We start from the raw sequence: 26,657 nt of genomic DNA, 5'->3' as shown, positions 1-26,657 counted from the left end.
GAACCTATGTCTTTTGACTGATCGTTGCAACTGTCTAAATGGTCTTATGCGTGAGACTTTTTGACACTTTTCAGCCCGGAATAGAAGGCCCGAACCATGAGTGATTCAAATTTAGACGAGGTGCTGGTATTGATCCCGGCACGCATGGCCTCCACCCGGCTTCCGGGCAAGCCGCTCGCCGATATTTGCGGACTGCCGATGATCGTGCAGGTGGCGATGCGCGCCAAAGAGGCAGCCATCGGCCGCGTGGTCGTCGCGGTCGACGACCAACAGGTGTTCGATGCCGTTTCTGCCGCCGGCTTCGACGTCGTCATGACCAGCAGTGACCATCAATCGGGTTCCGACCGGATCTTCGAAGCGCTGACCAAGGTCGATCCGGACGGGAAAGCGAAAATCATCGTCAACGTCCAGGGCGACCTGCCGACGATCGATGCGGAAACCGTGCGCGCGGCTCTGCGCCCGCTCGAGAACGAGGTGGTCGATATCGGCACGCTGACGACCGAAATCGACGATGAGGACGACAAGACAGCGGCGCATATCGTCAAGATCGTCGGTTCGCCCGTCTCCGACACCCGTCTGCACGCCCTCTACTTTACGCGCGCGACAGCACCTTACGGCAAGGGGCCGCTTTATCACCATATCGGCCTTTATGCCTATCGGCGTGCGGCGCTGGAGCGATTTGTCTCGCTCGGCCCGTCGACGCTCGAAAAGCGCGAATCGCTGGAGCAGCTGCGGGCGCTGGAGGCCGGCATGCGCATCGACGTGGAGATCGTTGACACGGTTCCGCTCGGTGTCGATACTCCCGCCGACCTTGAAAAAGCGCGGCGCATCCTCTCCGCCAGAACAGGATGATTTTAGGCTCGGTTGGCCTAAAAACTGAATCCTGTTCTCAATTAAAGAGTTAGAGCATGATGTCGTCCGAAAACCGCTCACACTTTTCGGCATCATGCTCTAAGTCGAACTGACGGAACCATCATGAACATCAAGACCAACAGGATCGCCTTCCAGGGCGAGTTCGGCGCCAATTCCGACATGGCCAGCCGCGACATGTTTCCGACCATGGAACCGCTGCCGTGCCAGACGTTCGAGGATGCGTTCACCGCGGTCGACAACGGCGACGCCGATATCGCCATGATCCCGATCGAAAACACCATTGCCGGCCGCGTTGCCGATATCCATCACCTGCTGCCGGAATCGCGGCTGCACATCATCGGCGAATATTTCATGCCGATCCGCTTCCAGCTGATGGTGCTGCCCGGAGTGACCAAGGACGAGATCCGCACGGTGCACAGCCATATCCATGCGCTCGGCCAGTGCCGCAAGATCGTGCGCGCCCATGGCTGGAAGCCTGTCATCGCCGGCGATACGGCAGGGGCGGCAAAGCTCGTCAAGGAAACCGGCGACCGCTCGATGGCCGCGCTGGCGCCGCGCCTTGCCGCCGATCTCTACGGGCTCGAGATCGTCGCCGAAAATGTCGAGGATACGGAAAACAACGTCACCCGCTTCGTCGTGCTCTCGCGTGACGAGGAATGGGCGCAGCGCAATTCGGCGGAAGAAAAGGTCGTCACCACCTTCGTCTTCAATGTCCGCAACATTCCGGCCGCGCTCTACAAGGCGCTCGGCGGCTTTGCCACCAACAACATCAACATGACGAAACTGGAAAGCTACCAGCTCGGCGGAAAATTCGTGGCGACGCAGTTCTACGCCGATATCGAAGGCCATCCGAACGATCCGAACGTTCGCCGGGCCTTGGAGGAACTGCGGTTCTTCTCCGAGAAGGTGCGCATCCTCGGCGTCTACAAGGGGCATGCGATGCGAGGCCTGCTCTAAGCAGGCCCCGTCCATTCAGGCTATTACTTATCCGGCTCACAGACGCGCAGCCGATGCCCGTCCGGATCGAGGACGACGAAGGTCGGGCCAAAATCCAGCTCCGTCAGTTCCTGGGCGATCGGCAGGCCGCGCTGGCGCCAGTCCTCATACTGCCTGGCGACGGCATTTTCCCCCGCCACCATGAAGGCCACTTCGCCCCGGTTGCCGATGGCGGAGGGCTGCGGCTCGACCTTGCTGCGCCGCCAGAGGCCGAGCGTGAAACCGCCGTCGAGCGGAAAGGCGACGAAATTCGGCGCTTCCACGGCCGGTTCGCGGTTCAGGAGGTTGCGGTAGAAGCTGGCGCTTTCGCCGGGGTCCTTGACGTAGAGGATAATCAGATTGGGGCTGGTCATTTCGGTTCTCCCTTGGTGTGACATGCTGGATGAGCGCCTGCTGCCAATCTATGTCAGCAGGATGCAGCGGGCGTTGCCGAAGCAACGCCCGGTTTCGTCGGGCGGAATGTCGATGATGAAGCGGATTAGAGCGGGAAGCGGTCTTCGTGGCGTGGGTTGCGCCCGTCCATGAAGCCGAGGTCGCGCTTCATGTAATCAGGTGTCGCCTCAACGTCGAGTTTGGGGCGGCTTCCCCCGGGGATCCGGAAAAGGCCGATGGCGAATTGCAGCAGGCCGAAGCGGGTCGACTGCCGGGCATCGGCGAAGGTTTCGGCCGAAATAATATCGGCAAAGCTATTGGTGGCGAAGCGGTCGCCGGCCTGCTGAATGATTGGAGGCGTTACCATGATCAGTACTCCTTCCCTAGTGGATTGAGACTGATCATAACGCCAACTGCTGACAGTTTATGGCAGCAGCGATCACCTCTCGATCGGCACGTCCTGCGTCTCGCGCCACTCCTTGAGAAGCACGGTGCGGCGGCGCGGATAACGCACCTCATGCAGTGCCATGTCGATGATGCGATCGGTGCGGAAATGGCGAAAATCCTGGCGCAGCTCGCACCAGGCCATGAGGACGCGCACGTGCTCGAAATAGCCGAGCGCGAAAGGCCAGACGCGGCGGCGCGAGATCCGGCCCTGTTCGTCGCCGTAATGCAGCTCGAGAATACGCTCCAGGCGGATCGCCCTGCGGATGGCCGAGACATCCGCGCTATCCTCATCGCGGCGTTTGGGGCCGACGAAGAGAGCGGCCGAATCGATCATTTCACGCAAATCGGCCGGCAGTACGGCGGCGATCTTGGCCAGCGCATCGGCGCCGGCGCCGGCAAGGCGCGGCTCGGCGGCGCGGGCCACCCAACGCGAGCCGAGCACCAGTGCCTCCAGCTCTTCCTCGGAAAACATCATCGGCGGCAGCATGAAACCCGGCTTCAGCACATAACCGATGCCGGCTTCGCCTTCGATCATCGCGCCCTGGGCCTGCAGGCTGGCGATATCGCGATAGAGTGTGCGCAGGCTGACGCCGGTCTCCTGAGCGAGCACGGTGCCGGTCACCGGCCTGCGATAACGCCGAAGCGTCTGGAGCAGCGTCAGGAGCCGTTCCGAACGGGCGACCGGCATGGCACTAGCGCTTCCACTCCACCCAGTCGCGCATCAGGCGGTGGGCGATCGCCCCTTTCGGCGGCGAGGCTTTGCCGTTGGCGCCTGGGCGCTCCAGCATCTCGAGCGTTTCCTCGCGGGTGAACCAGCGGCAATCCTCGAGCTCCGTCTCATCGCGCTTGATCTCGGTGGATTTCGCCTCCGCGTAACAGCCGATCATCAGCGAATGCGGCATCGGCCAGGGCTGCGAGGCGTGATAGCGGATACGGCCGGTGCGGATGCCTGACTCTTCCAGCGTTTCGCGGCGCACGGCGTTCTCGATGGTCTCGCCCGGCTCGACGAAGCCGGCAAGACAGGAATACATGCCGGGCGCAAAATGCGGGCTGCGGCCGAGCAGGCAGAGGTCGCGGCTCTCGTCGATCGTCAGCATGATGACGACGGGGTCGGTGCGGGGAAAGATCATGTGCTCGCAGACGGCGCAGACACGCTTGTAACCGCCGATATGGATCTCCATCGCCGAGCCGCAGCGGCCGCAGAAGCGGTTGTCGCCGTTCCAGCGGATGAGGCTGGCGGCCTGGGCGAATTCGCCGAGCAGCACCTCATCGATCAGCATTTCGCGAAACAGCGTGCGGCCGTCGGCAGGCTTGTACTGGCTGGCAAGGTCGTCGACATCGACGCCGACGGGCACGGCAAGGCGCGGTTCGCCTGATTTGCGGTAGCCGAGAAGCACCGTCTCGTCCCAATTCGGCCGAAGCTCCTGCAGTTCGTAGCGGGCAAAAAGCGGATCGAGCACCTGGCCGTCATGCTTCAGCACCAGCTTGTCGTTGGCGAAGGCGAAGATATGCGTGCCTTCCCTCGCCAACGCCTTTTCGACGGAGTGTTCGTCGCGATGTTCGGAATCGCGATTGAGGTCGTTGCCGGCAAAGGCCGTGAGATTGCTGGGTTCCGGATGCGGCACATCTGAATCAAAAAGCGAATGGCTCATGATGAAAGGGCTTCCCGCAGCTTCGCTGTCAATTCGTCTCTCTTTCCGTCCTCGTAGGGCTCTGCCCGCCCGAAGCCCCAGACGGGGCCTGGCCAGTTGGCATCGCCTTCGAAGCGGGCAATGACATGAACATGAAGCTGGCGGACGATGTTGCCAAGAGCCCCGACATTGATTTTTGTCGCGCCGGTGATCTCTTTGAGCGCCTTGGCGGTGAGCTCCGTCTCGAAGGCGAGCAGCACCTGGTCGAGCGGCGTCAGCTCAAAGATTTCGGTGATATCGGCCCGGCGCGGCACGAGAATGAGCCACGGCCAGCGGGCATCCCTCGACAATCTCAGATCACAGAGGCCGGTGACCATGACGCTGGTGCTGTCGTTTTCCAGCCGGGGGTCGAGTCTAAAGCCGTTCAAGGGCATTCCTCCTGTCTTTTCCAACGACTAGCAGTTTTTTATCATGTTGGCTTGCTTTTGATGACGATATTGCCGATATGTGCATCCGGGAGGTTGGTGGTGGACGAGCCACTCGCCAACCGGGTCAGGTCCGGAAGGAAGCAGCCCTAACGAGCCCGGCACGGGTCATCGTGCCAGCCTCCCACCTTCTCTTTACGAAGTGCCCGGCATCCGGGCGACAAGCAGGGCGATGAGCGACACCGAGCGACAATCAAAAGATGCCGCCTCGACGGGCACCGGATACCGGGTGCTGGCTCGCAAATACCGCCCCAAGGATTTCACGGACCTGATGGTCGGCCAGGAGCCGATGGTCCGCACGCTCACCAACGCCTTCGAGACCGGCCGCATCGCGCAGGCCTATATGCTGACCGGCGTGCGCGGCGTCGGCAAGACGACGACGGCGCGCATCCTGGCGCGGGCGCTGAACTACAAGACGGCAGAGATCGACAAGCCGACGATCGACCTCCGCACGCCCGGCGAACATTGCCAGGCGATCATGGAAGGCCGGCATGTCGACGTGATCGAAATGGATGCCGCCTCCCATACCGGTATCGACGATATAAGAGAGATCATCGAACAGGTGCGCTACCGGCCGGTTTCGGCGCGCTATAAAGTCTACATCATCGACGAAGTGCACATGCTGTCGACACAGGCCTTCAACGGTCTGCTCAAGACGCTGGAAGAGCCGCCGGAACATGTGAAATTCATCTTCGCCACCACCGAGATCCGCAAGGTGCCGATCACCGTGCTGTCGCGCTGCCAGCGTTTCGACCTGCGCCGCATCAGCGCCTCGGACCTCGTCGGGCTGTTTACGACGATTGCTGCCAAGGAAGGTATCGAGGCGGAAGCGGACGCGCTGGCGATGATCGCGCGCGCTGCCGAAGGCTCGGCGCGCGACGGCCTGTCGCTGCTCGATCAGGCGATCGCCCATGGCGCCGGCGCCGTGCAGGCCGAAGCGGTGCGTGGGATGCTCGGCCTTGCCGACCGCGCCCGGATCGTCGATCTCTTCCAGCATATCGTCAAAGGCGATGTCGCCGGCGCCCTCGGCGAATTCCAGAGCCAGTACGAGGCCGGCGCCAATCCTGTCGTGGTGCTGACCGATCTTGCCGATTTCACCCATCTGGTGACGCGGCTGAAATATGTGCCGGATGCGGCAAACGATCCTTCGCTCAGCGAAATCGAGCGTACCAAGGCGGCGGAACTGGCCAAGGGTGTGGCGGTGACGACGCTGTCGCGCATCTGGCAGATGCTGCTGAAGGGTATTCCCGAAACCGAAGGCTCGTCGCGCACGGCAGGGGCGGCCGAAATGGTGCTGATCCGGCTGGCGCATGCCGCACATCTGCCGGCGCCCGAGGATGCGGCGCGGCGGCTTGCCGAATTTTCCGGCGACGGTGCCGGCTCGCGCCCCTCCTCCCCGCCTTCAGGCGGTGGCGGCGGCAACGGAACACGGGTTCCCTATCAGAGCAGCGTTGCGGCGCGGGCGCCGGAGCCGACACCGCGGCCTCAGCCCTCAGGGCCGACCGCGATGCTGCGCGCCGTGCCCAATCCGGAACCGCAGACAATCGGCCGCGTCGAGACGAAGCCGGCTGAAGCGCCGAAGCCGCTGGTATCGGTCAATACGATCGGCGATATCGTCGACCTCGCGGCCGAAAAGCGGGACGTCAAGCTGAAGGCGCTGGTGCGCAACTTCGTGCGGCCTGTGCGCATCGAGCCCGGCCGGCTGGACGTGAACCTCACCGAGGGCGCGCCGGGCACGCTGCTGAACGAGCTCGCCGTCAAACTCAAGGAATGGACCGGCATCCACTGGATCGTCAGCACCAGCCGCGAAGAGGGCGGGCCGACGATGGTGGAGGCGGAAGCCAAGGCGCAGCAACAGCGCGTCAGCGACGCCCGCCAGGACCCCGATGTCGCCGCCATTCTTGCGCAGTTTCCGGGCGCCAAGATCATCGACGTGCGCGTCAGGGCGCCGACGCCGGAGGAGGAAGCGGAAGAGGCGACACCGCCTGCCGCCGCCGAATCCGAAGACGGTGACATCCTGCCCGGCGACGACATAGAATTCTAAGGTTTCAAGAAGGAGCGAGACGATGCGCGACATCATGGGCATGATGGGCAAAGTCAAGGAAATGCAGGCCAAGATGGAGCAGATGCAGGCGGAGATCGCCGAGCTCTCGGCCGAAGGCAAGGCGGGCGGCGGCCTCGTCACCGTCGTCATGTCAGGCAAGGGTGAGCTGAAGAGCCTGAAGATCGACCCGTCTTTGTTCAAGGAGGACGATGTCGAGATCCTCGAGGACCTGATCGTCGCCGCCCACAAGGACGCCAAGGACAAGGCCGAAGCGCTCGCCGCCGAAAAGACCAAGGCGCTCACCGCCGGCCTGCCGATCCCGCCCGGCTTCAAGCTGCCGTTCTGATAGCCGGCGATTCGATCTCCATTTCACCGCTGTGGCGATGGGCGATGTGACAATCGCGTTCGCGATGCACAGGTGAAATTGGCGCCTAACGCTGTGTTTCCAACATCGCTCGCAGCCTGTAGTGAATAGGGGCAGCGAGATATCGCGCCCGGTCCGCCTCGGAAAGCCGTCGGCCGAAAGTTTCCATCAACTCCGGCATTGTGACTTTGTCGCCGGCAAATGACTGATGCTCGACCGGCAATCCGGCTTCGGCGATGCCGCCGCGGATGACGCGGCAATAGATGCCGGGGCGGGCGGCATCGGTATAGCGCTTGACGAATTTCGGATCGGCCATCCTGGCGGCGAAGGTGGCGCAGGGGATGCGGCATGCTGTGACTTCGAGGACGAGATCGCCTGATATGAAGCGATCGCCGACGGAAACGTCGCGATTGTCGAGGCCCGACATCACCATGTTTTCGCCGAAGGTGCCGGGGGCATAGGGCCTGCCAAGTTGCTGCGCCCACCAGTCGAGCGTCAGCGATCCTTCGATATAGACCGCCTGATCGACGCCGCCATGGTGTTTGCGGTTGCAGATGGCGTCGCCGACCAGCCCTTCGACATCGATCATCACGGCGCCGTTGACGACGTGTTTGAAAATGCCGGTCTTGTAGCTCTTGCCGGGCAGCCTTTCTGCATTGCCTCTACACAGCGCCAGGATTTTCATGAGACGGCCGATCCTTCCGCGATTCCGTTTTCGTTGCATATCAGCTAAGAACGGCGCATGGCAAAACGAGTCACCGGCCCCGAAATCGAAAAACTCATCCAGCTTCTGGCGAAGGTGCCGGGCCTCGGGCCGCGCTCGGCGCGCCGGGCGGCACTGCATCTGATCAAGAAGAAGGACCAGTTGCTCGGACCGCTGTCGAATGCGATGGGCGAGGCCTATGACAAGGTGAAGATCTGCTCGCGCTGCGGCAACGTCGATACCGTCGATCCCTGCACGGTCTGCACCGATGCGCAGCGCGACCAATCCGTCATCATCGTCGTCGAGGACGTCTCCGACCTCTGGGCGCTGGAGCGGGCCGGCGCGATGAACGCCGCCTATCACGTGCTCGGCGGCACGCTGTCGCCGCTCGACGGGATCGGGCCCGACGATCTCAATATTCGCGGGCTGATCGACCGGATCGGCGAAGGCGGCATCCGCGAGCTGATCATCGCCGTCAACGCCACCGTCGAAGGGCAGACGACGGCACATTACATCACCGACCAGCTGCAGGGGCTCGACGTGAAGATCACGCGGCTGGCGCATGGCGTGCCTGTCGGCGGCGAGCTCGACTATCTCGACGAGGGCACGCTGGCGGCGGCGCTGCGGGCAAGGACGGTGATATGAGGGGTTTGTATATGGCGCACCGCACCCTGCGGATACTCGCATTGGCGATAATGACCGCCCTACTTCCGCTCCCCTCCTTCGCAGCCCCATCGAAAGCCGATGTCGAGACCCAGTTCAAAAGCTGGGTGCAGAAGGACCTCTGGCCGCAGGCCAAGGCGGGCGGCATTTCCGAGAAGACCTTCAAGGCCGCGTTCTCGGGCGTCGCGCTGAACTGGAACCTGCCGGATCTCGCGCCGCCCGGTTTCCCGCCACCTAAGGAGCAGAAGCAGACGCAGGCGGAATTTTCCTCGCCTAGCCCCTATTTCAACGAGGATCATCTGAAGAGGCTCGCCGCAACCGGGCGCGGCTTTGCCGCACAATATGGCTCGACGCTGAAACGGATCGAGAAGACCTATGGCGTGCCGGGCTCGATCGTGCTCGCCATCTGGGGCCGGGAGACGGGCTTCGGCGCGGCGAAGATCCCGAATTCGGCGGTCGAGGTGCTGGCGACCAAGGCCTTCATGTCGACCCGCAAGGACATGTTCCGCACCGAGCTGATGGCGGCGCTGCATATTCTCGACGGCGGCGACGTGACGCCCGCCGATTTCAAGAGCTCGTGGGCCGGCGCGCTCGGCCAGCCGCAATTCATGCCGACGAGCTATCTGAAATATGCGGTGGATTTCGACGGCGACGGTCACCGCAATATCTGGACCTCCGTGCCGGATACGCTTGCCTCGATTGCCAATTACCTGGTCAAAAAAGGCTGGCAGCGTGATCGTGACTGGGGCTTCGAGGTCTCGATACCGGAGGCGGTTTCCTGCGCGCAGGAGGGTCCAGACCTCGCGAAGCCGCTTTCGCATTGGGCCTCGCTCGGCATCGACCGCATCTCCGGCAGGAACTTCCCCGCAAGCGAGATGAAGGCGGAGGGCATGATGCTCGTGCCGGCCGGCCGCGACGGGCCTGAATTCATCGTCACCCCGAATTTCTACATCATCAAGGAATACAACAACTCCGATCTCTACGCGCTCTATATCGGCAATCTCGCCGACCGGATCGGGTCCAACGGCGGCGCCTTTGAGGGCCGGTGGGGCGATGTCGGCAAGATGCTGCGCTCGGATGTCGCCGCCATGCAGAAGGCGCTGGAGCGGCAGGGCTATGACGTCGGCGGTTCCGACGGGCTGCCGGGCTACAAGACACGGCGGTCGATCGGCCAATGGCAGGCGAAGAACGGCATGAAGCCGACCTGCTTTCCCGAGGCCACGATGAAAGGCAAGCTGAAGTAGCCGTTTCAGAGGTTGCGCTTCAGCCCTTCATGGCTCGCGACGAAGCCGAGCTTCTCGTAGAAGCGGATCGAATCCGCCCGCGTCTTGTCCGATGTCAGCTGCACGAGACCGCAGCCGCGCTCGGCGCATTGGGCGATCGCCCATTCGATGAACTCGGAGCCGAGGCCGGAACCGCGCAAGTCCCGGGCGATCCGCACGCTTTCGATCTGTCCGCGCCACATGCCCGCTCTCGACAGGCCGGGAATGAAGCTCAGCTGCAGACAGCCGACAAGCTGATCGTCCGCATCGCTGGCGACGGCGAGCATCTGATTGGCATCCGCCTCGATCGCGGCGAAGGCCGAGAGATAGCGCGCGTCGATGGGGTCCGAGACGACCTCCCTGGCGCTGCCGAGATCGTCATCGGCGAGGAGCCCGATGATCGCGGCAAGATCGGATTGGCGGGCGAGCCTGAAATCATACATGGTTGTTCTCAATGGTGCAGATCGATCGGCGCCTTGTGGAAGACATCGTCGCCGGGCGGGATGGCCTGGCGTTCGATCATCCGGTGAACATGCGGCGGGCCTTCGCCGCGGTGAAGGGCGCGCAGCCTGTCGATGTTTTCGGCATCGGCCTGCGTGCGCCGCTGGTTGTGCCTGATGTATTCGACCCAGGTCGGCGTATGGTAGGTTTCGGTCCAGAGCCCGGGATTTTCGAGATCGCGCATCAGCGCCCAGTGCCGCGCGCCATCGCGGATGCGGATACGCCGCCGCTCGCCCATCAACGTCATGAATTCCGCAAGATCGTCGTCGGCGATCTCGTAGTCGACCTGGATGACGATCGGGCCGCTGCGCGGCGTGATGTCGAGGCTGAGCGCCGGCGCGGTGAAGCGGTTCAGCGGATCGAGATTGAGCGAGGCGAAGGCCGGCATCGAAAAACGCAGGCCGATCGCAATGCCGAGCAGCATGACGACGGATGACGTCAGCAGCGCATTGGCGACGCCGTAGCGATCGGCAGCAACGCCCCACAGCCAGCTGCCGCCGGCAATGCCGCCGAAGGTGACGGTCTGGTAGAGCGACAGCGCGCGGCCCACCACCCAGCGCGGAGTCGAGAGCTGGACGATGGTATTGAAGAGCGACAGCGCCGAGACCCAGCAGGCGCCGGCGACGAGCAGTCCGGCTGAGGTGAGGACGGCGCTCGGGCTGACGGCCGCAATGACGGCGCTGAGCGCAAAGCCGGCAAAGGCCAGGCGGATGATCTTCTCGCCGGAAAACGCCTGGCGAATTCTCGCACTCAGCACGGCGCCGCCGATCGCGCCAATGCCGAAAGCGCCGAGCATGAAGCCATAGGTCAGCGGTCCGCCGGCCACCAGATCAAGCGCGACCACCGGCAGCAGCGCCAGGATCGAGCTGGCGCCGATGCCGAAGATGAGCCCCCTGACGAGAACCTTTTCGAGATTGGGCGACATCGAGACATATCGCAGGCCGGCGAAGATGGCGCTGGCGAGCGCCTCGCGCGGCAGGGTCGAAACCGGCGCGCTCGGCCGCCAACGCGACAAAGCGTAGATCAATGGCAGATAACTCAGCGTATTCACCGCAAAGGCCGCGGCGGCGCCGGCGGCTGCCACGATGGCGCCGCCGATCGCCGGTCCGACGCTGCGGGTGATGTTGAAGCCCATGCTGTTCAGGGTGACGGCACCCGGCAGATCGGCGCGCGGCACCATGTCGCCGACCGAGGCCTGCCAGGAGGGATTGTTGAGCGCCGTGCCGCAGCCGATCAGGAAGGTGAAGAGGAGCAGCAGCCAGGGCGTGATCCAGCCGAGAAGCGCTGCGGCCGTCAGCAGGCCGGAGACCGTCAGCATCAGGCACTGCGCCGTCAGCATCACCCGGCGGCGGTCGTAATTGTCGGCGAGCGCGCCCGAGATCAGGGAAAACAGCATGATCGGCAGCGCTGTCGAGGTCTGCACCAGCGCGACCATATCTTCCGAAGCGGTGATCGTCGTCATCATCCAGGCAGCACCCACCGCCTGGATCAGACCGCCGAAATTCGAGGAAAGGCTCGCAAACCATATGGCGCGATAGGTATCATGCCGCAAAGGCGCCAATGTCGACGAAGTGTACGCCACAATTTCTCCCGCTTTTGTCATTGCCCCGCCGGGCAATATATGCGCATGACCGGCGCTGGCCATAGGCGCGTTCGCCTTGTCGGAGGCGAATTGGCGGAATCGGCCGCAGACCTTGCAATTTCGTAAAAACCCGACTATATGGCTCTCAAATTCTTGATCGCTTGATGAAGAGTGGGCCGCAAGGACCCGCTCTTTTTTATTAGCTCGATCGCCTGAACAGCAGAAATTGCGAGGAGCGCACCGCTTGTCGGACATGACGAACGCAGACAACGAACTTGAGCCGCGGCTGATTACCGAAACCGGGCTTGACCAGCGTCTTGCCGATATCATCGAACCCGTTCTCATCGGGATGGGCTTCCGGCTCATCCGTGTGCGCATGCTGAACCAGAACGGCATGACGATGCAGGTGATGGCCGAGCGCAACGACGGCACGATGACCGTCCAGGACTGCGAAGAAGTCTCGATGGCGATTTCTCCCGTCCTCGATGTGGAAGATCCGGTCGATAAAGAGTATCATCTCGAAGTGTCTTCGCCCGGCATCGACCGTCCGATGGTGCGGAAATCCGATTTCGTTCGCTGGCAAGGTCACCTGGTGAAATGCGAGACGTCGATCATGATCGGCAACCGCAAGCGCTTCCGCGGCAAGATCGTCGAAGCGGACGCAGATGGTTTCACGCTCGAGCGTGACCAGGTTGCCTACGGAGAAGAGCTGAACGTCACCATTCCTTTCACGGCGCTCAGCGATGCGAAACTTATCCTGACCGACGACCTGATCCGCGATGCATTGCGCGCCGACAAGCTGGCGAAAGCGCAGGCCGCCAATCAGAACGAAGCGGACGAGCAGGAATAACCGATTAACAGACCGCTCCCAGGGACGGGAACCCCGGAGTAAAGACGGAGAAACAAGACAATGGCAGTCAGTGCGAACCGGCTCGAACTTCTGCAGATCGCAGATGCAGTGGCGCGCGAAAAGGTCATCGACCGCGAGATCGTGCTTGCCGCAATGGCCGATGCCATTCAGAAGGCGGCACGCTCGCGTTACGGCACCGAATCCAACATCCGCGCCGACATCAATCCGAAGACCGGCGAAATCCGGCTGCAGCGCCTGCTCGAAGTCGTCGACAAGGCCGAGGATTATTCGACGCAGATCCCGCTGGAACTTGCCCGCGACCGCAACCCGGACGCCGCGCTCGGCGATTTCATTGCCGATCCGCTGCCGCCGATGGATTTCGGCCGCATCGCCGCACAGTCGGCCAAGCAGGTGATCGTGCAGAAGGTGCGTGAAGCCGAGCGCGACCGCCAGTTCGACGAATTCAAGGATCGCGTCGGCGAAATCGTCAACGGCACCGTCAAGCGCGTCGAATATGGCAATGTCATCGTCGATCTCGGCCGTGGCGAAGGCATCATCCGCCGCGACGAAATGATCCCGCGCGAGAACGTGCGCTATGGCGATCGCGTCCGCGCCTATGTCTATGACGTCCGCCGCGAACAGCGTGGCCCGCAGATCTTCCTGTCGCGCACGCATCCGCAGTTCATGGTGAAGCTCTTCACCATGGAAGTACCTGAAATCTACGACGGCATCATCCAGGTGAAGTCGGTCGCCCGCGATCCGGGCTCGCGCGCCAAGATCGCCGTCATCTCGAACGACAGTTCGATCGATCCGGTCGGCGCCTGCGTCGGTATGCGCGGCTCGCGCGTCCAGGCCGTCGTCGGCGAGCTTCAGGGTGAGAAGATCGACATCATTCCGTGGTCGCAGGATCCGGCGACCTTCGTCGTCAACGCCCTGCAGCCGGCCGAAGTCGCCAAGGTCGTTCTCGACGAGGATGCCGAACGCATCGAAGTGGTGGTTCCCGATGAGCAGCTGTCGCTTGCGATCGGCCGCCGCGGTCAGAACGTCCGCCTGGCGTCGCAGCTGACCGGCTGGGATATCGACATCATGACGGAGGCCGAGGAATCGGAGCGCCGCCAGAAGGAATTCAACGAGCGCACCAACCTGTTCATGGATTCGCTCGACGTCGACGAAATGGTCGGCCAGGTTCTGGCCTCGGAAGGTTTTGCCGCCGTCGAGGAACTGGCCTATGTCGATCTCGACGAAATCGCCTCGATCGACGGTTTCGACGAAGAGACGGCGCAGGAAATCCAGCAGCGCGCCCGCGAATTCCTCGAGCGTCTCGAAGCCGAGATGGACGAGAAGCGCAAGGCGCTCGGCGTTGAGGACGAGCTGCGCGGGATCGACGGCATGACTGCCCAGATGATGGTGGCGCTCGGCGAAGACGGCATCAAGACGATCGAGGACTTTGCCGGCTGCGCCGCCGATGATCTCGTCGGCTGGACGGAGCGCAAGAACGGCGAAACGAAGAAGTTCGAGGGCCTGTTCTCGAAGTTCGACGTCTCGCGCGTCGAAGCCGAACAGATGATCGTCCAGGCTCGGCTTGCGGCCGGCTGGATCACCGAAGAGGACCTGGCGAAGGGGACCGAAGAAGAGGTCACCGAAGCCGAACAGGAAGCATGATGACCGCGCATGAGCCGGACGCTCTCCCTCAGGACGACGATCTTGCAGGTTATGACGTGAACGGACGCATGTGCATCGTGACGCGCGAAAGCGGATCGCCGGATGAGCTGATCCGCTTCGTCGCGGCTCCCGACGGAACCGTCGTCGCCGACCTGAAGCGCGAGCTTCCGGGACGCGGTTGCTGGGTGAAAGCCGACCGATCGCTGGTCGACAGAGCAGTGGCGAAGAAGCTCTTCGCCCGTGCGCTGAAAAGCGACGTGAAGGCCGCGGACGATCTCGGCGCGAATGTCGACCGGCTGCTGGCGGCGCAATTGATGCAGATGATGAACATGGCGCGCAAAGCCGGCCAGTTCATCAGCGGCTCCTCGAAAGTGGACGCCGCGGTCAGAAGCGGAGCAGCCATTGCGGTGTTCCACGCAACTGACGCGGCGGACGACGGTGTGAGGAAAATCGACCAGGCCCGCAAGGCCTGGCACCTCGGAATGGAGACCGAGGAGGAGATACCTTCCTACCGCTTCTTCTCGGAGAGCGAAATGGAAGGCCTGATGGGCCAGAATGCTTTTATCCATGCCGCAGTGCTTGCAGGGCAGGCGGGTGAGGGTGTAGTGAAGCGCGCAAAGATGCTCGAACAGTACCGTATTGGCGGTCAGTCCCGGGCAGCGGGCGGCGCTGGCCGGCAAAAACAATGAGACGGTCACCGGCATCGGCCGGTCTCATTCTCATTGATCGACAGTATTTGAACGACAGGGTCTGATCTAGTCATCGCTCCCTGTCCGAAGGAACGGGAACGAATGACCGATAGTAACGACGACAAGACAATCAGCGTGACGGGCAAAAAGACGCTTACCCTGAAACCATCGGGGATGAGCCAGGGCACCGTTCGCCAGGATATGGGTCGGGGTCGCACCAAGGCGGTCGTGGTCGAGACCCGCAAGCGGCGCCCGATGCGCCCGGAAGACGAAAAGCCGATCACGCCCGCTGCCCCGGCAGCCCCGGTCCGCGCAGCCGAACCGGCGCCGGCGCCCGTTCAGGCGCGTCCGCCGCAGCCGACACCGGCGCCGCGGGTTCACCAGCCGGGCAACAGCCAGACCAACCAGCGTCCGCAGCAGTCCTATCAGCCGCAGCGCTCGAACGACCGTCCGCGCCCTGTCGTGCTGAACCATCTGTCGCCTGAGGAGATGGACGCCCGCCGCCGCGCGCTGGCAGAATCCCAGGCGCGTGACGCCCAGGACGCGATCCGCCGCGCCGAGGAAGACAAGCGCCGTGCCGCCGAGGAGATTGTCCGCAAGGCAGCCGAAGCAGAAGAAGCCGCCCGCAAGGCAGCCGAAGAGGCTGCCCGGCAGGCCGAGGCACCCGCTGTCGTCGAACCGGCAGCCGCTGAGGCAGCACCGGCTCCCGTCGCCGCCGAAGCTCGTTCGGAGGCTCCGCGGCCTGCGGCTGCACGCCGGCCCGATGCCGCAGCCCCCGCTGCCGCCCGTCCGGCGCCAGGCGCCGCCGCGCCGGCCGGTGCCCGTGGCCGTCGCCCTGAAACGGAAGACGAAGATCGTGGCGCAGCCCGCGGCGGTCCCGCCCGTGGCCGCGTCGTTCGCCCCGAACCCGCAAAACCGGTGACGACGCGTCCGAAGACGGATGAAGAGCGCCGCCGCGGCAAGCTGACCATTACCACCGCCGACGCGGACGGCGACGACAACGCCCGCGGCCGTTCGCTTTCGGCAATGCGCCGCCGGCAGGAGAAATTCCGCCGCAGCCAGATGCAGGAAACGCGCGAGAAGATCTCCCGCGAAGTCATCCTGCCCGAAACCATCACCATTCAGGAACTGTCGCAGCGCATGTCCGAACGCGCCGTCGACGTCATCAAGTACCTGATGAAGGAAGGCCAGATGATGAAGCCGGGCGACGTCATCGACGCCGACCTTGCCGAACTCATCGCCGGCGAATTCGGCCATACTGTCCGGCGCGTATCGGAGTCCGATGTCGAACTCGGCATCTTCAACGTCTCCGACGAGGCCGGCGAACTGGTTTCGCGCCCGCCCGTCGTCACCATCATGGGCCATGTCGACCACGGCAAGACCTCGCTGCTCGACGCCATCCGACATGCCAACGTGGTTTCCGGCGAAGCCGGTGGCATCACCCAGCATATCGGCGCCTATCAGGTGGAGCAGAACGGCCAGAAGATCACCTTCATCGACACTCCCGGCCACGCCGCCTTCACGGCGATGCGTGCCCGCGGCGCGCAGGCGACCGATATTGCGATCCTGGTGGTCGCGGCCGATGACAGCGTCATGCCGCAGACGATCGAATCGATCAACCACGCCAAGGCGGCTGGCGTTCCGATCATCGTTGCGATCAACAAGATCGACAAGCACGAGGCCGATCCGCAGAAGGTCCGCAACCAGCTGCTGCAGCACGAAGTCTTCGTGGAAACCATGGGCGGTGAAGTGCTCGACGTCGAGGTTTCGGCCAAAACAGGCAAGAACCTCGACAAGCTGCTCGAGGCGATCCTGCTGCAGGCCGAAATTCTCGACCTCAAGGCCAATCCCGACCGGACGGCGGAAGGCACCGTTATCGAAGCCCAGCTCGACCGCGGCCGTGGTTCGGTCGCGACCGTGCTCGTCCAGAAGGGCACGCTGCGTCCGGGTCAGATCATCGTCGCCGGCGATGTCTGGGGCCGTGTGCGTGCGCTGGTGACCGACAAGGGCGACCATGTGAAGGAAGCCGGTCCCGCGACTCCGGTCGAGGTCCTCGGTCTTTCCGGCACGCCGCAGGCAGGCGACAAGTTCGCTGTCGTCGAAAGCGAGAGCCGCGCCCGCGAAATCTCGGAATACCGTCAGCGTCTTGCCCGCGACAAGGCGGCTGCCCGCCAGTCTAGCCAGCGCGGCTCGCTGGAACAGATGATGATCCAGCGCCAGAGCGCCGGTATCAAGGAGTTCCCGCTTGTCATAAAGGGCGACGTGCAGGGCTCGATCGAAGCGATTGCCGGCGCGCTGGAAAAGCTCGGCACCGATGAAGTCCGCGCCCGCATCGTCCATTCAGGCGCAGGCGGCATCACCGAATCGGATATTTCGCTCGCCGAAGCTTCGAACGCCGCCATCATCGGCTTCAACGTTCGTGCCAATGCGCAGGCACGCCAGTTCGCCGAGCGCCAGGGCCTCGAAATCCGCTACTACAACATCATCTACGATCTCGTGGATGACGTGAAGGCGGCGATGTCGGGCCTGCTGTCGCCGGAACGGCGCGAGACCTTCATCGGCAATGCCGAGATCCTCGAGGTGTTCAACATCACCAAGGTCGGCAAGGTCGCAGGCTGCCGTGTCGTCGAAGGCAAGGTCGAGCGTGGAGCGGGCGTCCGCCTCATCCGCAACGACGTCGTCGTCCACGAAGGCAAGCTCAAGACCCTCAAGCGCTTCAAGGACGAAGTCTCCGAAGTGCCGATGGGCCAGGAATGCGGCATGGCCTTCGAAAACTACGAGGACATGCGCGTCGGCGACGTCATCGAGTGCTTCCGCGTCGAACACATCACGCGCACGCTCTAACCGTCGGGCGCCTCGCGCAACAACAGCTTTCCAGAAGCCATCCGCCAGCCGGCGGATGGCTTCTGGTATCTGGCGGCCTTGACCTTTGCAGCCAAAAGAGTCATGGACGCTCTCCTTTGACGGGTTCGATTCCCAGCCGCATCGGCAAACAGAGATAACAATGACCAGACCAACATCCTCCGCGCCTTCGCAGCGCATGCTGCGCGTTGGCGAACAGGTCCGCGCCGCGATCACCCAGGTGCTGCAGCGCGGCGAAGTGCGCGACGACGTCATCGAGGCGACCGTGATTTCGATTTCGGAAGTGCGCATGTCGCCGGACCTCAAGATCGCCACGGCTTACGTGACGCCGCTCGGCGTTTCCGACCACAGCATCGTCATCGAGGCGTTGAACCGCCATGCGAAGTTCATCCGCGGCCGGCTCGGGCCGCAGCTCCGGCAGATGAAATACATGCCGGAGGTGCGTTTCCGCGACGATACCAGCTTCGACAATTACAAGAAGATCGACGAGCTCTTGCGTTCGCCCGAGGTGAGCCGCGATCTCGACGGCGACAACGACGAACAATAACAGAAGAGACGCATGTCCAAACCACGCAAACCCAAGGGCCGGCCGATTTCCGGCTGGCTGATCCTCGACAAGCCGGTGGATTTCGGCTCGACGGAAGCCGTTTCCAAGCTCAAATGGCTCTACAAGGCGCAGAAGGCCGGCCATGCCGGCACCCTCGACCCGCTTGCCTCCGGCATGCTGCCGATCGCGCTCGGCGATGCGACCAAGACCGTTCCCTATGTGATGGATGGCCGGAAAATCTATGAATTCACCGTCAGCTGGGGCGAGGAGCGGGCCACCGACGATCTCGAAGGCGATGTGACCCAGAGCTCGGAAAGCCGCCCCACCGAGCAGCAGATCCGCGATATCCTGCCCCGCTATATCGGCACCATCAGCCAGGTGCCGCCGCAGTTTTCCGCCATCAAGATCGCAGGCGAACGCGCCTATGATCTGGCGCGCGACGGAGAAGCCGTCGAGATTCCCTCACGCGAAGTCGAGATCTTCCGGCTGACCCTGCTTGCCTGCCCGGATGCGAATACCGCGCATTTCGAAGTGGAATGCGGCAAGGGCACTTATGTCCGGGCGCTTGCCCGCGATTTCGGCCGCGAGCTCGGCTGCTACGGCCATATATCAGGGCTGCGGCGCACCTTCGTCGCGCCTTTCGCGGAAGAAGCCATGGTGCCGCTTGCCAATCTCGTGGCGCTCGAAGCGATCGAAGACATGGATGAGCGGCTCGCCGCCCTCGATGCATTGCTGATCGACACGTGCGAAGCGCTTTCCGCCCTGCCCCACCTCGTCATCAACGACGACCAGGCGCACCGGCTGAAGATGGGCAATCCGATCCTGGTGCGCGGCCGCGATGCGCCGATCGCCGAAAGCGAAGCCTATGCGACGGCCCGCGGCCGGCTGATCGCGATCGGCGAGATCGGCCAGGGCGAGTTTCGCCCAAAGCGGGTTTTCGCCTGAGTCTGTACAGCTGACGGTTGCCAGACGATCGCGATGCGATATCTTCCTTTCGGGCCGTGGCGGCCCGAGGGGCCGTGGCGGCCCGAGGGGCCGTGGCGGCCCGAGGGGCCATGGTGGCCCGAGGGGAAAATTATGCGCGCAATCGCAATTGGAATACTGACGTTCTTTTCGATGTTCCTGACCGTCGCCGGCGCGCAATCCGGCGAGCGCTGGGCCGGGCTCCCGGCCTTTCCCGCCATGCCCGCGCCGAAGGTGAGCGGCATGGCTGATGTGAACGACATCAGGATGTATTATGCCGAATATGGCGAAGGCGATCCGATCCTCTTCATCCATGGCGGCCTTGGCAATACCGGCGTCTGGGGTCGCCAGATCGCCGAATTCGCCAGGGATCATCTGGTCATCGTTGCCGACAGCCGCGGTCACGGCCGCTCGACGCGCAGCCAGCAGCCCTTCGGCTACGATCTGATGACATCGGACTATGTCGCCCTGCTCGATTATCTGAAGATCGACAAGGTGACGCTCGTCGGGTGGTCGGACGGCGGCATCATCGGCATCGACATGGCGATGAGATATCCGGAAAAGCTGACGCGGGTCATTGCCCAGGCTGCCAATGTCACCACGGACGGCGTCAAGCCCGACGTCTTGAGCAACAAGACCTTCAACGAATACATCAGCGTCGCCGGCGAACAATACCGGAAGCTGTCGCCGACACCGAACGAATACGACGCCTTCGTTACGCAGATTTCGCAGATGTGGGCGACGCAGCCGAACTGGACGGCGACGGAGCTTGGCAAGATCACGCTGCCGGTCACACTTGCCATCGGTGATCATGATGAGGCCGTAAAGCTCGATCATACCGAGATGATGGCCAAAGAAATTCCGGGCGCAAAGCTCGTCATCCTGAAAGACGCCAGCCATTTCGCCATGCTGCAGGATCCTGCAGGCTATAATGCGATGATTCGGGACGCCATGACGGGCCGCTGAAAGCTGCTGCGGCGCTCCCTCTTTCCATCGCTGCTTATTTGGTTTATAGGCAGCGCCAGCATCGGGTACGCTCGATTGCATTCGCGGCCAAAGCTGGACGGCATCCCGGCTTTTGGCGACTTCTTCTCCTCTCATAGAAAGGACCATCCGATGTCGATCACTGCTGAGCGCAAGGCTGCGCTGATCAAGGAATACGCAACCGCTGAAGGCGATACCGGTTCGCCGGAAGTCCAGGTCGCGATCCTGACCGAGCGCATCAACAACCTGACCGAACACTTCAAGGACCACAAGAAGGATAACCATTCCCGCCGTGGCCTGCTGACGATGGTTTCGAGCCGCCGCTCGCTTCTTGATTATCTCAAGAAGAAGGATGAAGGCCGCTACTCCAAGCTGATCACCAGCCTGGGTATCCGCCGCTAAGATTGTCCGGCGGGCGCTTTCGAGCGTCCGCCGGATCTGTTTCGGGACGATGTTCCGATGAAATGTTCCGGCCGCGCCCTATCTCAAGCGGAGGAACGACCGGCGGACCCGGATGGGCCGGTTCTGCCAAACCAACCGCTGACCTGTCATGGGGCAGGATTGCCGGATGCTTTCGGCCAGAGCTTCTCGAAGCTTTGGCCCGATTTCCCGGGGACAAGGGTTCCTGAGGAAGCTGAGACGAAAAGCCTCCCGTTGTCTTGCCCGTGATACGTCGCATTGATTGCGGTCGACTGTGCGCTGCGCCCTGATATCGGCGATGGCGCGTGCTCCCGCATTGAAGGACAAGATATGTTTGATACACACACCGTGGAAATCGAGTGGGCCGGCCGCCCGCTGAAGCTTGAAACCGGCAAGATCGCCCGTCAGGCCGACGGCGCCGTTCTCGCCACCTACGGCGAAACCGTCGTTCTCGCCACCGTCGTTTCGGCCAAGGCGCCGAAGCCCGGCCAGGACTTCTTTCCGCTGACCGTCAACTACCAGGAGAAGACCTATGCAGCCGGCAAGATCCCCGGCGGCTATTTCAAGCGCGAAGGACGCCCGAGCGAAAACGAGACCCTCGTTTCCCGCCTGATCGACCGTCCGGTCCGCCCGCTCTTCCCGGAAGGCTACAAGAACGACACGCAGGTCGTCGTTACCGTCATCCAGCACGACCTTGAAAACAACCCCGACATCCTGTCGATGGTCGCGACCTCGGCAGCGCTGACGCTCTCCGGCGTTCCGTTCATGGGCCCGGTCGGCGGTGCGCGCGTCGGCTACATCAACGGCGAATATGTTCTCAACCCGCATCTCGACGAGATGGACGAGTCGAGCCTCGACCTCGTCGTCGCCGGCACCTACGACGCCGTGCTGATGGTCGAATCCGAAGCCAAGGAACTGCCCGAGGACGTCATGCTCGGCGCCGTCATGTTCGGTCACAGGGGCTTCCAACCGGTTCTCGACGCCATCATCAAGCTCGCCGAAGTTGCCGCCAAGGAGCCGCGCGACTTCCAGCCGGAAGACTATTCCGCGCTCGAAAGCGAAATGCTCGGTCTTGCCGAAGCCGAACTGCGTGAAGCCTACAAGATCACCCAGAAGGCCGACCGCTACGCCGCCGTCGACGCCGTCAAGGCGAAGGTGAAGGCCCACTTCCTCCCCGAGGAAGGCGAAGCCCGCTACACGGCCGAGGAAGTCGGCGCGATCTTCAAGCACCTGCAGGCCAAGATCGTCCGCTGGAACATTCTCGACACCAAGAGCCGCATCGACGGCCGCGACCTCGAAACCGTTCGTCCGATCGTTTCGGAAGTCGGGCTTCTGCCGCGCACCCATGGTTCGGCGCTGTTCACCCGCGGCGAAACCCAGGCAATCGTCGTTGCCACGCTCGGCACCGGCGAAGACGAACAATATGTCGACAGCCTGACGGGCATGTACAAGGAACGCTTCCTGCTCCATTACAACTTCCCGCCCTACTCCGTCGGCGAGACCGGCCGCATGGGCTCCCCGGGCCGCCGCGAAATCGGCCACGGCAAGCTCGCATGGCGCGCGATCCGTCCGATGCTGCCGTCCGCCGAGCAGTTCCCCTACACGTTGCGCGTCGTCTCCGAGATCACCGAGTCGAACGGCTCGTCCTCGATGGCGACCGTCTGCGGCACCTCGCTCGCTCTGATGGACGCCGGCGTTCCGCTTGCCAAGCCGGTTGCCGGTATCGCCATGGGCCTGATCCTGGAAGGCGACCGCTTCGCTGTTCTCTCCGATATCCTCGGTGACGAAGACCACCTCGGCGACATGGACTTCAAGGTTGCAGGTACGGCCGACGGCATCACCTCGCTGCAGATGGACATCAAGATCGCCGGCATCACCGAAGAGATCATGAAGGTCGCGCTCAGCCAGGCCCAGGGCGGCCGCACCCACATCCTCGGTGAAATGTCCAAGGCGATCACCGAAAGCCGCGGCCAGCTCGGCGAATTCGCTCCGCGCATCGAAGTCATGAACATTCCGGTCGACAAGATCCGCGAAGTCATCGGCTCCGGCGGCAAGGTCATCCGCGAAATCGTCGAAAAGACCGGTGCGAAGATCAACATCGAGGACGACGGCACCGTCAAGATCGCTTCCTCTTCCGGCAAGGAAATCGAAGCGGCCCGCAAGTGGATCCACTCGATCGTTGCCGAGCCTGAAATCGGCCAGATCTATGAAGGCACCGTCGTCAAGACCGCCGACTTCGGCGCTTTCGTCAACTTCTTCGGCGCCCGCGACGGCCTCGTCCATATCTCGCAGCTCGCTTCCGAGCGTGTTGCCAAGACGCAGGACGTCGTCAAGGAAGGCGACAAGGTCTGGGTCAAGCTGCTCGGCTTCGACGAACGCGGCAAGGTTCGCCTGTCGATGAAGGTCGTCGACCAGGCCACCGGCCAGGAGATCGCGAACGAGAAGAAGAAGGAAGAAGCGGCCGAATAAGCCGCGTCTCCCAGATTGAATTCCGGGCGCGGGAATCTTCCGCGCCCTTTTTGTATCCTGGTTTTGCGCATGTCGTGGTCGCAAAACCGCTGCACACTTTTGCCCGACATGCTTTAACGAGACGAGACCCATGAGCCGCGAGACGCTGAAGACCCTGTTCCATCCCTTTGCCAGCGGCACAGTCGAGGCGCCCGGCGAGGGCGAGCGTGTGCTGTTTCTCGGCGCCGAGGCGGGCTTTCAGCTGCCCGAAGGCTTTGCCGCCTCGCTCAGCGCCGTCCAGGGCTTCCGGCCGCTCTACCGCCAGCTTCTGGCGCAGCGGATCGACGCCAAGCCGGAGATCGACGGCGAGGATTATGACGCCGCACTCGTGCTCTGCACCAAGCACAAGGGCGAGAACGAGGCGAATCTGGCCGCCGCCATCGCCCGCACGCGGGCAGGCGGGCTGATCGTCGTTGCCGGGGCCAAGGAAGACGGCATCCAGCCGCTGCGCAAGCGCCTGGAAGGGTTCGGCCTCGCCATCGACCATATGCCGAAATATCACGGCGTCGCCTTCTGGTTCGGCCGGCCGGCCGATGCCGGCGACATCGTTTCCAAGCTGGCAAAAGCGCCGGTGCGCGTCGACGACCGCTTCCATGCGACAGCCGGCATGTTCTCGCATGACCGCGTCGATGCCGGATCGGAGCTGCTCGCCTCGCGCCTGCCGCAGGATTTTACCGGCGACGTCGCCGATTTCGGCGCGGGATGGGGTTATCTCTCCGTCGAGATGGCGCAGAGATCGCGCGGACTGGGGCGCCTTGACCTCTACGAGGCCAATCACGCGGCCCTGGAGGCTGCGCGGGACAATATGGCGGAGAACTGCCCGAACGCGCCTGCGCGCTTCTTCTGGCACGATCTGGCGGGCGAGCCGGTCAAGGACAAATACGACCTCGTCATCATGAACCCGCCCTTCCATGAGGGCCATGCCGCCGAGCCGTCGCTCGGCCAGGCGATGATCAAGACCGCCGCATCCGCGCTTCGCGGCGGCGGCCGCCTGCTGCTCGTCGCCAATCGCGGCCTGCCCTACGAGCCGGTTCTGGCGGCGGAATTCAGGGAAAGCGGCGAAACCTGCCGCAATGCGCGCTTCAAGGTGCTGTGGGCGAAGAAATAAGGCTCAGGCGGGTTCGAAGCGATCTCCCCATCACGAAAACAAAAAGGCCGTGCGCAGGCTCTGCGCACGGCCTTTGAATTTCGATGAGCGGCGTCTACTCGACGTCAGCCCTGCGCAGCGTATCCAGGGTCGGCATGGAGGTGACGTTAAAACCGGCGTCGACGAAGTGGATTTCGCCGGTGACGCCGGCGGAAAGGTCCGAAAGCAGGTAGAGCGCCGAGTTGCCGACCTGATCGATGGTCACGGTCTTGCGCAGCGGCGCATTGCGCTGGTTCCAGGAGAGGATCGCGCGCGCATCGGAGATGCCGGCGCCGGCGAGCGTGCGGATCGGCCCGGCGGATATGGCGTTGACGCGGATGCCGCGCGGGCCGTAATCGGCGGCGAGATAGCGCACCGAAGCCTCGAGCGCTGCCTTGGCGACGCCCATGACGTTGTAGTTCGGGATGACGCGCGTCGAGCCATTGTAGGTCAAGGTCAGCATCGCGCCGCCGTCTTCCATCAACGGCGCGCAGCGCTTGGCGATCTCGGTGAAGGAGAAGCAGGAAATGACCATGGTGCGGCTGAAATTCTCGCGCGTCGTATCGGCGTAGAGACCCTTCAGCTCGTTCTTGTCGGAAAAGCCGATGGCATGAACGATGAAATCGAGCTTGCCCCAGCGCTGTTCGATCGCATCGACCAGGCTATCGACCGAGGCGATGTCCTCGACGTCGCAGGGGAGCACGAAATCCGAGCCGACTTCGGCGGCAAGCGGCTTGACGCGCTTGCCGAGCGCCTCGCCCTGATAAGTGAAGGCGAGGTCCGCACCCTGTGCGGCGAGGGCCTTCGAAATTCCCCAGGCGATCGAGTGGTTGTTGGCGACGCCCATGATGAGGCCGCGCTTACCCTGCATGATTCCAGTCATATTATTATCCGTTATGGCGCTGGAAGACGAGCGTGGCGTTCGTCCCGCCGAAGCCGAAGGAGTTGGAGAGGGCGATATCGATCTTCGCATTGTCGATACGCTCGCGCACGATCGGCACGCCTTCGAATTCGGGATCGAGCTCGCTGATATGGGCGCTCTCGCCGATGAAGCCTTGCTGCATCATCAGCAGGGAATAGATCGATTCCTGCACGCCGGCCGCGCCCAGTGAATGGCCCGTCAGCGACTTGGTCGACTGGATATGCGGGATCCTGGCGCCGAACACCTCGCGGATAGCGCCGATTTCCTTGCTGTCGCCGACCGGCGTCGACGTGCCGTGGGTGTTGATATAGTCGACGTCGCCTTTGACGGTCGAAAGCGCCTGGCGCATGCAGCGGATGGCGCCCTCGCCCGAAGGAGCGACCATGTCGTAACCATCAGAGGTGGCGCCGTAGCCGACGATTTCGGCGTAGATCTTGGCGCCGCGGGCCTTGGCGCGCTCCAGCTCCTCGAGCACCAGCACGCCGGCGCCGCCGGCGATGACGAAGCCGTCGCGGTTGACGTCATAGGCGCGCGAGGCGCTGTCGGGCGTGTCGTTGTACTTGGAGGACATGGCGCCCATGGCGTCGAAGAGATTGGACATCGTCCAGTCGAGATCCTCGTGGCCGCCGGCAAACATCACGTCCTGCTTGCCCCACTGGATCATCTCGGCGGCATTGCCGATGCAGTGCGCCGAGGTCGAGCAGGCCGATGAGATCGAATAATTGACGCCGTGAATCTTGAACCAGGTGGCGAGCGTGGCGGAGGCGGTCGAAGACATCGCCTTCGGCACGGCGAAGGGGCCGATGCGCTTCGGGCTGTTGTTCTTGACGGTGATGTCGGCCGCTTCGATCAGCGTGCGGGTGGACGGACCGCCGGATCCCATGATGATGCCGGCGCGTTCGTTCTGCGCGTAGTCCGTCTCTTCCAGACCGGAATCGGCGATCGCCTGCTTCATGGCGACATGGTTCCAGGCGCCGCCCTGCGACAGGAAGCGCATGGCGCGGCGATCGACCAGTTCGGCCAGTTCCGCCGGGCCGAGCTTTGGGCTGCCCCAGACCTGGCACTTGAAGCCGTGTTCGGCGAAATCGTTGGAAAAGGAAATACCCGACTTTGCCTGGCGCAAGGATTCGGTGACTTCGGCCGCGTCGCTTCCGATCGAGGAAACGATACCCAGACCCGTGACAACTACCCGTCTCATCTG

Annotated in this window: 26 protein-coding genes and 1 other RNA gene; 17 read left to right on the top strand and 10 right to left on the bottom strand. The window is 63.1% G+C overall.

Annotated features, from left to right (window positions below; all coding sequences use genetic code 11):
* The first annotated feature begins 96 nt into the window (after nucleotides 1–96).
* Together CO671_RS24635 and CO671_RS24630 are read left to right on the top strand one after the other, a co-directional pair.
* Nucleotides 97–852 carry a 3-deoxy-manno-octulosonate cytidylyltransferase gene (locus CO671_RS24635; protein ID WP_010034506.1) on the top strand — a complete coding sequence of 252 codons (756 nt, stop codon included), beginning with the start codon at nucleotides 97–99 and terminating at the stop codon, nucleotides 850–852.
* A gap of 123 nt (nucleotides 853–975) precedes the next feature.
* A complete protein-coding gene (locus CO671_RS24630) occupies nucleotides 976–1,830 on the top strand; it encodes a prephenate dehydratase (protein ID WP_004672645.1) in 855 nt (284 codons plus the stop codon).
* A gap of 23 nt (nucleotides 1,831–1,853) precedes the next feature.
* Here CO671_RS24630 and CO671_RS24625 read toward each other — a convergent pair whose 3' ends face one another.
* The 5 genes from CO671_RS24625 to CO671_RS24605 all read right to left on the bottom strand — a co-directional run bounded on the left by CO671_RS24625 (nucleotide 1,854) and on the right by CO671_RS24605 (nucleotide 4,747).
* The gene (locus CO671_RS24625; protein ID WP_039617221.1) at nucleotides 1,854–2,222 is read right to left on the bottom strand and encodes a VOC family protein; all 369 of its coding nucleotides are present in this window, start codon (nucleotides 2,220–2,222) and stop codon (nucleotides 1,854–1,856) included.
* Nucleotides 2,223–2,347: 125 nt separating this feature from the next.
* The gene (locus CO671_RS24620) at nucleotides 2,348–2,608 is read right to left on the bottom strand and encodes a hypothetical protein (protein WP_010034501.1); all 261 of its coding nucleotides are present in this window, start codon (nucleotides 2,606–2,608) and stop codon (nucleotides 2,348–2,350) included.
* 72 nt (nucleotides 2,609–2,680) lie between these two features.
* Entirely contained in the window at nucleotides 2,681–3,376 is a 696-nt protein-coding gene (locus CO671_RS24615; protein ID WP_097608088.1) for a YafY family protein, read from the bottom strand.
* Nucleotides 3,377–3,380: 4 nt separating this feature from the next.
* Nucleotides 3,381–4,340 (bottom strand): NAD(+) diphosphatase, encoded by a 960-nt coding sequence (gene nudC, locus CO671_RS24610; protein WP_097608087.1) that lies wholly within the window; start codon nucleotides 4,338–4,340, stop codon nucleotides 3,381–3,383.
* Nucleotides 4,337–4,747: an HIT family protein gene (locus tag CO671_RS24605; RefSeq protein ID WP_097608153.1), complete on the bottom strand. Its 411-nt coding sequence runs from the start codon at nucleotides 4,745–4,747 to the stop codon at nucleotides 4,337–4,339. The genes nudC and CO671_RS24605 overlap by 4 nt, the downstream gene beginning before the upstream one ends.
* Nucleotides 4,748–4,835: 88 nt before the next feature.
* On the opposite strand from CO671_RS24605, the gene ffs reads away from it, so the two are divergent.
* The 3 genes from ffs to CO671_RS24590 all read left to right on the top strand — a co-directional run bounded on the left by ffs (nucleotide 4,836) and on the right by CO671_RS24590 (nucleotide 7,194).
* Nucleotides 4,836–4,932, top strand: an RNA gene (gene ffs, locus CO671_RS24600) — signal recognition particle sRNA small type.
* A gap of 44 nt (nucleotides 4,933–4,976) precedes the next feature.
* Entirely contained in the window at nucleotides 4,977–6,848 is a 1,872-nt protein-coding gene (locus CO671_RS24595; RefSeq protein ID WP_097608086.1) for a DNA polymerase III subunit gamma/tau, read from the top strand.
* A 22-nt stretch (nucleotides 6,849–6,870) separates the two neighbouring features.
* Nucleotides 6,871–7,194 (top strand): YbaB/EbfC family nucleoid-associated protein, encoded by a 324-nt coding sequence (locus CO671_RS24590; protein WP_064681590.1) that lies wholly within the window; start codon nucleotides 6,871–6,873, stop codon nucleotides 7,192–7,194.
* An 85-nt stretch (nucleotides 7,195–7,279) separates the two neighbouring features.
* Here the strand turns inward: CO671_RS24590 and CO671_RS24585 are convergent, their stop codons facing one another.
* Nucleotides 7,280–7,897 carry an MOSC domain-containing protein gene (locus CO671_RS24585; RefSeq protein WP_170965046.1) on the bottom strand — a complete coding sequence of 206 codons (618 nt, stop codon included), beginning with the start codon at nucleotides 7,895–7,897 and terminating at the stop codon, nucleotides 7,280–7,282.
* A gap of 57 nt (nucleotides 7,898–7,954) precedes the next feature.
* On the opposite strand from CO671_RS24585, the gene recR reads away from it, so the two are divergent.
* Entirely contained in the window at nucleotides 7,955–8,560 is a 606-nt protein-coding gene (gene recR, locus CO671_RS24580) for a recombination mediator RecR (protein WP_004676724.1), read from the top strand.
* Nucleotides 8,557–9,822 carry a lytic murein transglycosylase gene (locus tag CO671_RS24575; RefSeq protein WP_097608084.1) on the top strand — a complete coding sequence of 422 codons (1,266 nt, stop codon included), beginning with the start codon at nucleotides 8,557–8,559 and terminating at the stop codon, nucleotides 9,820–9,822. The genes recR and CO671_RS24575 overlap by 4 nt, the downstream gene beginning before the upstream one ends.
* A gap of 5 nt (nucleotides 9,823–9,827) precedes the next feature.
* Here the strand turns inward: CO671_RS24575 and CO671_RS24570 are convergent, their stop codons facing one another.
* A complete protein-coding gene (locus CO671_RS24570; protein ID WP_097608083.1) occupies nucleotides 9,828–10,283 on the bottom strand; it encodes a GNAT family N-acetyltransferase in 456 nt (151 codons plus the stop codon).
* 8 nt (nucleotides 10,284–10,291) lie between these two features.
* The gene (locus CO671_RS24565; protein ID WP_097608152.1) at nucleotides 10,292–11,923 is read right to left on the bottom strand and encodes an MFS transporter; all 1,632 of its coding nucleotides are present in this window, start codon (nucleotides 11,921–11,923) and stop codon (nucleotides 10,292–10,294) included.
* A gap of 244 nt (nucleotides 11,924–12,167) precedes the next feature.
* On the opposite strand from CO671_RS24565, the gene rimP reads away from it, so the two are divergent.
* From rimP to CO671_RS24515, 10 genes are all read left to right on the top strand, one after another.
* The gene (rimP, locus tag CO671_RS24560; protein ID WP_097608082.1) at nucleotides 12,168–12,773 is read left to right on the top strand and encodes a ribosome maturation factor RimP; all 606 of its coding nucleotides are present in this window, start codon (nucleotides 12,168–12,170) and stop codon (nucleotides 12,771–12,773) included.
* Between the two features lie 60 nt (nucleotides 12,774–12,833).
* The gene (gene nusA / locus CO671_RS24555) at nucleotides 12,834–14,435 is read left to right on the top strand and encodes a transcription termination factor NusA (RefSeq protein ID WP_097608081.1); all 1,602 of its coding nucleotides are present in this window, start codon (nucleotides 12,834–12,836) and stop codon (nucleotides 14,433–14,435) included.
* Complete coding sequence (locus CO671_RS24550) at nucleotides 14,432–15,124, top strand: RNA-binding protein (RefSeq protein ID WP_010027166.1); 693 nt, start codon at nucleotides 14,432–14,434, stop codon at nucleotides 15,122–15,124. Before nusA ends, CO671_RS24550 begins: the two co-directional genes overlap by 4 nt.
* Before the next feature lie 102 nt (nucleotides 15,125–15,226).
* On the top strand, nucleotides 15,227–17,968 hold the full coding sequence (infB, locus tag CO671_RS24545; protein WP_097608080.1) for a translation initiation factor IF-2: 2,742 nt from the start codon (nucleotides 15,227–15,229) through the stop codon (nucleotides 17,966–17,968).
* Between the two features lie 160 nt (nucleotides 17,969–18,128).
* Nucleotides 18,129–18,533, top strand: a complete 405-nt coding sequence (gene rbfA, locus CO671_RS24540; RefSeq protein ID WP_010030783.1) for a 30S ribosome-binding factor RbfA — start codon at nucleotides 18,129–18,131, stop codon at nucleotides 18,531–18,533.
* A gap of 12 nt (nucleotides 18,534–18,545) precedes the next feature.
* Nucleotides 18,546–19,478 carry a tRNA pseudouridine(55) synthase TruB gene (gene truB / locus CO671_RS24535; protein ID WP_010030782.1) on the top strand — a complete coding sequence of 311 codons (933 nt, stop codon included), beginning with the start codon at nucleotides 18,546–18,548 and terminating at the stop codon, nucleotides 19,476–19,478.
* A 132-nt stretch (nucleotides 19,479–19,610) separates the two neighbouring features.
* Nucleotides 19,611–20,462 carry an alpha/beta hydrolase gene (locus CO671_RS24530; RefSeq protein WP_097608079.1) on the top strand — a complete coding sequence of 284 codons (852 nt, stop codon included), beginning with the start codon at nucleotides 19,611–19,613 and terminating at the stop codon, nucleotides 20,460–20,462.
* A 150-nt stretch (nucleotides 20,463–20,612) separates the two neighbouring features.
* Nucleotides 20,613–20,882 carry a 30S ribosomal protein S15 gene (gene rpsO, locus CO671_RS24525; protein ID WP_064693303.1) on the top strand — a complete coding sequence of 90 codons (270 nt, stop codon included), beginning with the start codon at nucleotides 20,613–20,615 and terminating at the stop codon, nucleotides 20,880–20,882.
* Between the two features lie 348 nt (nucleotides 20,883–21,230).
* Nucleotides 21,231–23,369, top strand: coding sequence for a polyribonucleotide nucleotidyltransferase (gene pnp, locus CO671_RS24520; protein WP_097608078.1), 2,139 nt, complete (start codon nucleotides 21,231–21,233; stop codon nucleotides 23,367–23,369).
* Between the two features lie 130 nt (nucleotides 23,370–23,499).
* Nucleotides 23,500–24,516, top strand: a complete 1,017-nt coding sequence (locus CO671_RS24515; protein ID WP_097608077.1) for a class I SAM-dependent methyltransferase — start codon at nucleotides 23,500–23,502, stop codon at nucleotides 24,514–24,516.
* Between the two features lie 94 nt (nucleotides 24,517–24,610).
* Here CO671_RS24515 and fabI read toward each other — a convergent pair whose 3' ends face one another.
* Nucleotides 24,611–25,417, bottom strand: a complete 807-nt coding sequence (gene fabI, locus CO671_RS24510) for an enoyl-ACP reductase FabI (protein WP_064821104.1) — start codon at nucleotides 25,415–25,417, stop codon at nucleotides 24,611–24,613.
* Between the two features lie 4 nt (nucleotides 25,418–25,421).
* Entirely contained in the window at nucleotides 25,422–26,654 is a 1,233-nt protein-coding gene (gene fabB, locus CO671_RS24505; protein ID WP_097608076.1) for a beta-ketoacyl-ACP synthase I, read from the bottom strand.
* Nucleotides 26,655–26,657 lie beyond the last annotated feature (3 nt).

The sequence above is a fragment of the Rhizobium sp. M10 genome, from assembly GCF_002531955.1.
Taxonomy (GTDB): Bacteria; Pseudomonadota; Alphaproteobacteria; order Rhizobiales; family Rhizobiaceae; genus Rhizobium; species Rhizobium etli_C.
The sequence above is the reverse complement of the archived record's forward strand: the minus strand, read 5'-3'. Positions and strand labels throughout refer to the sequence as shown.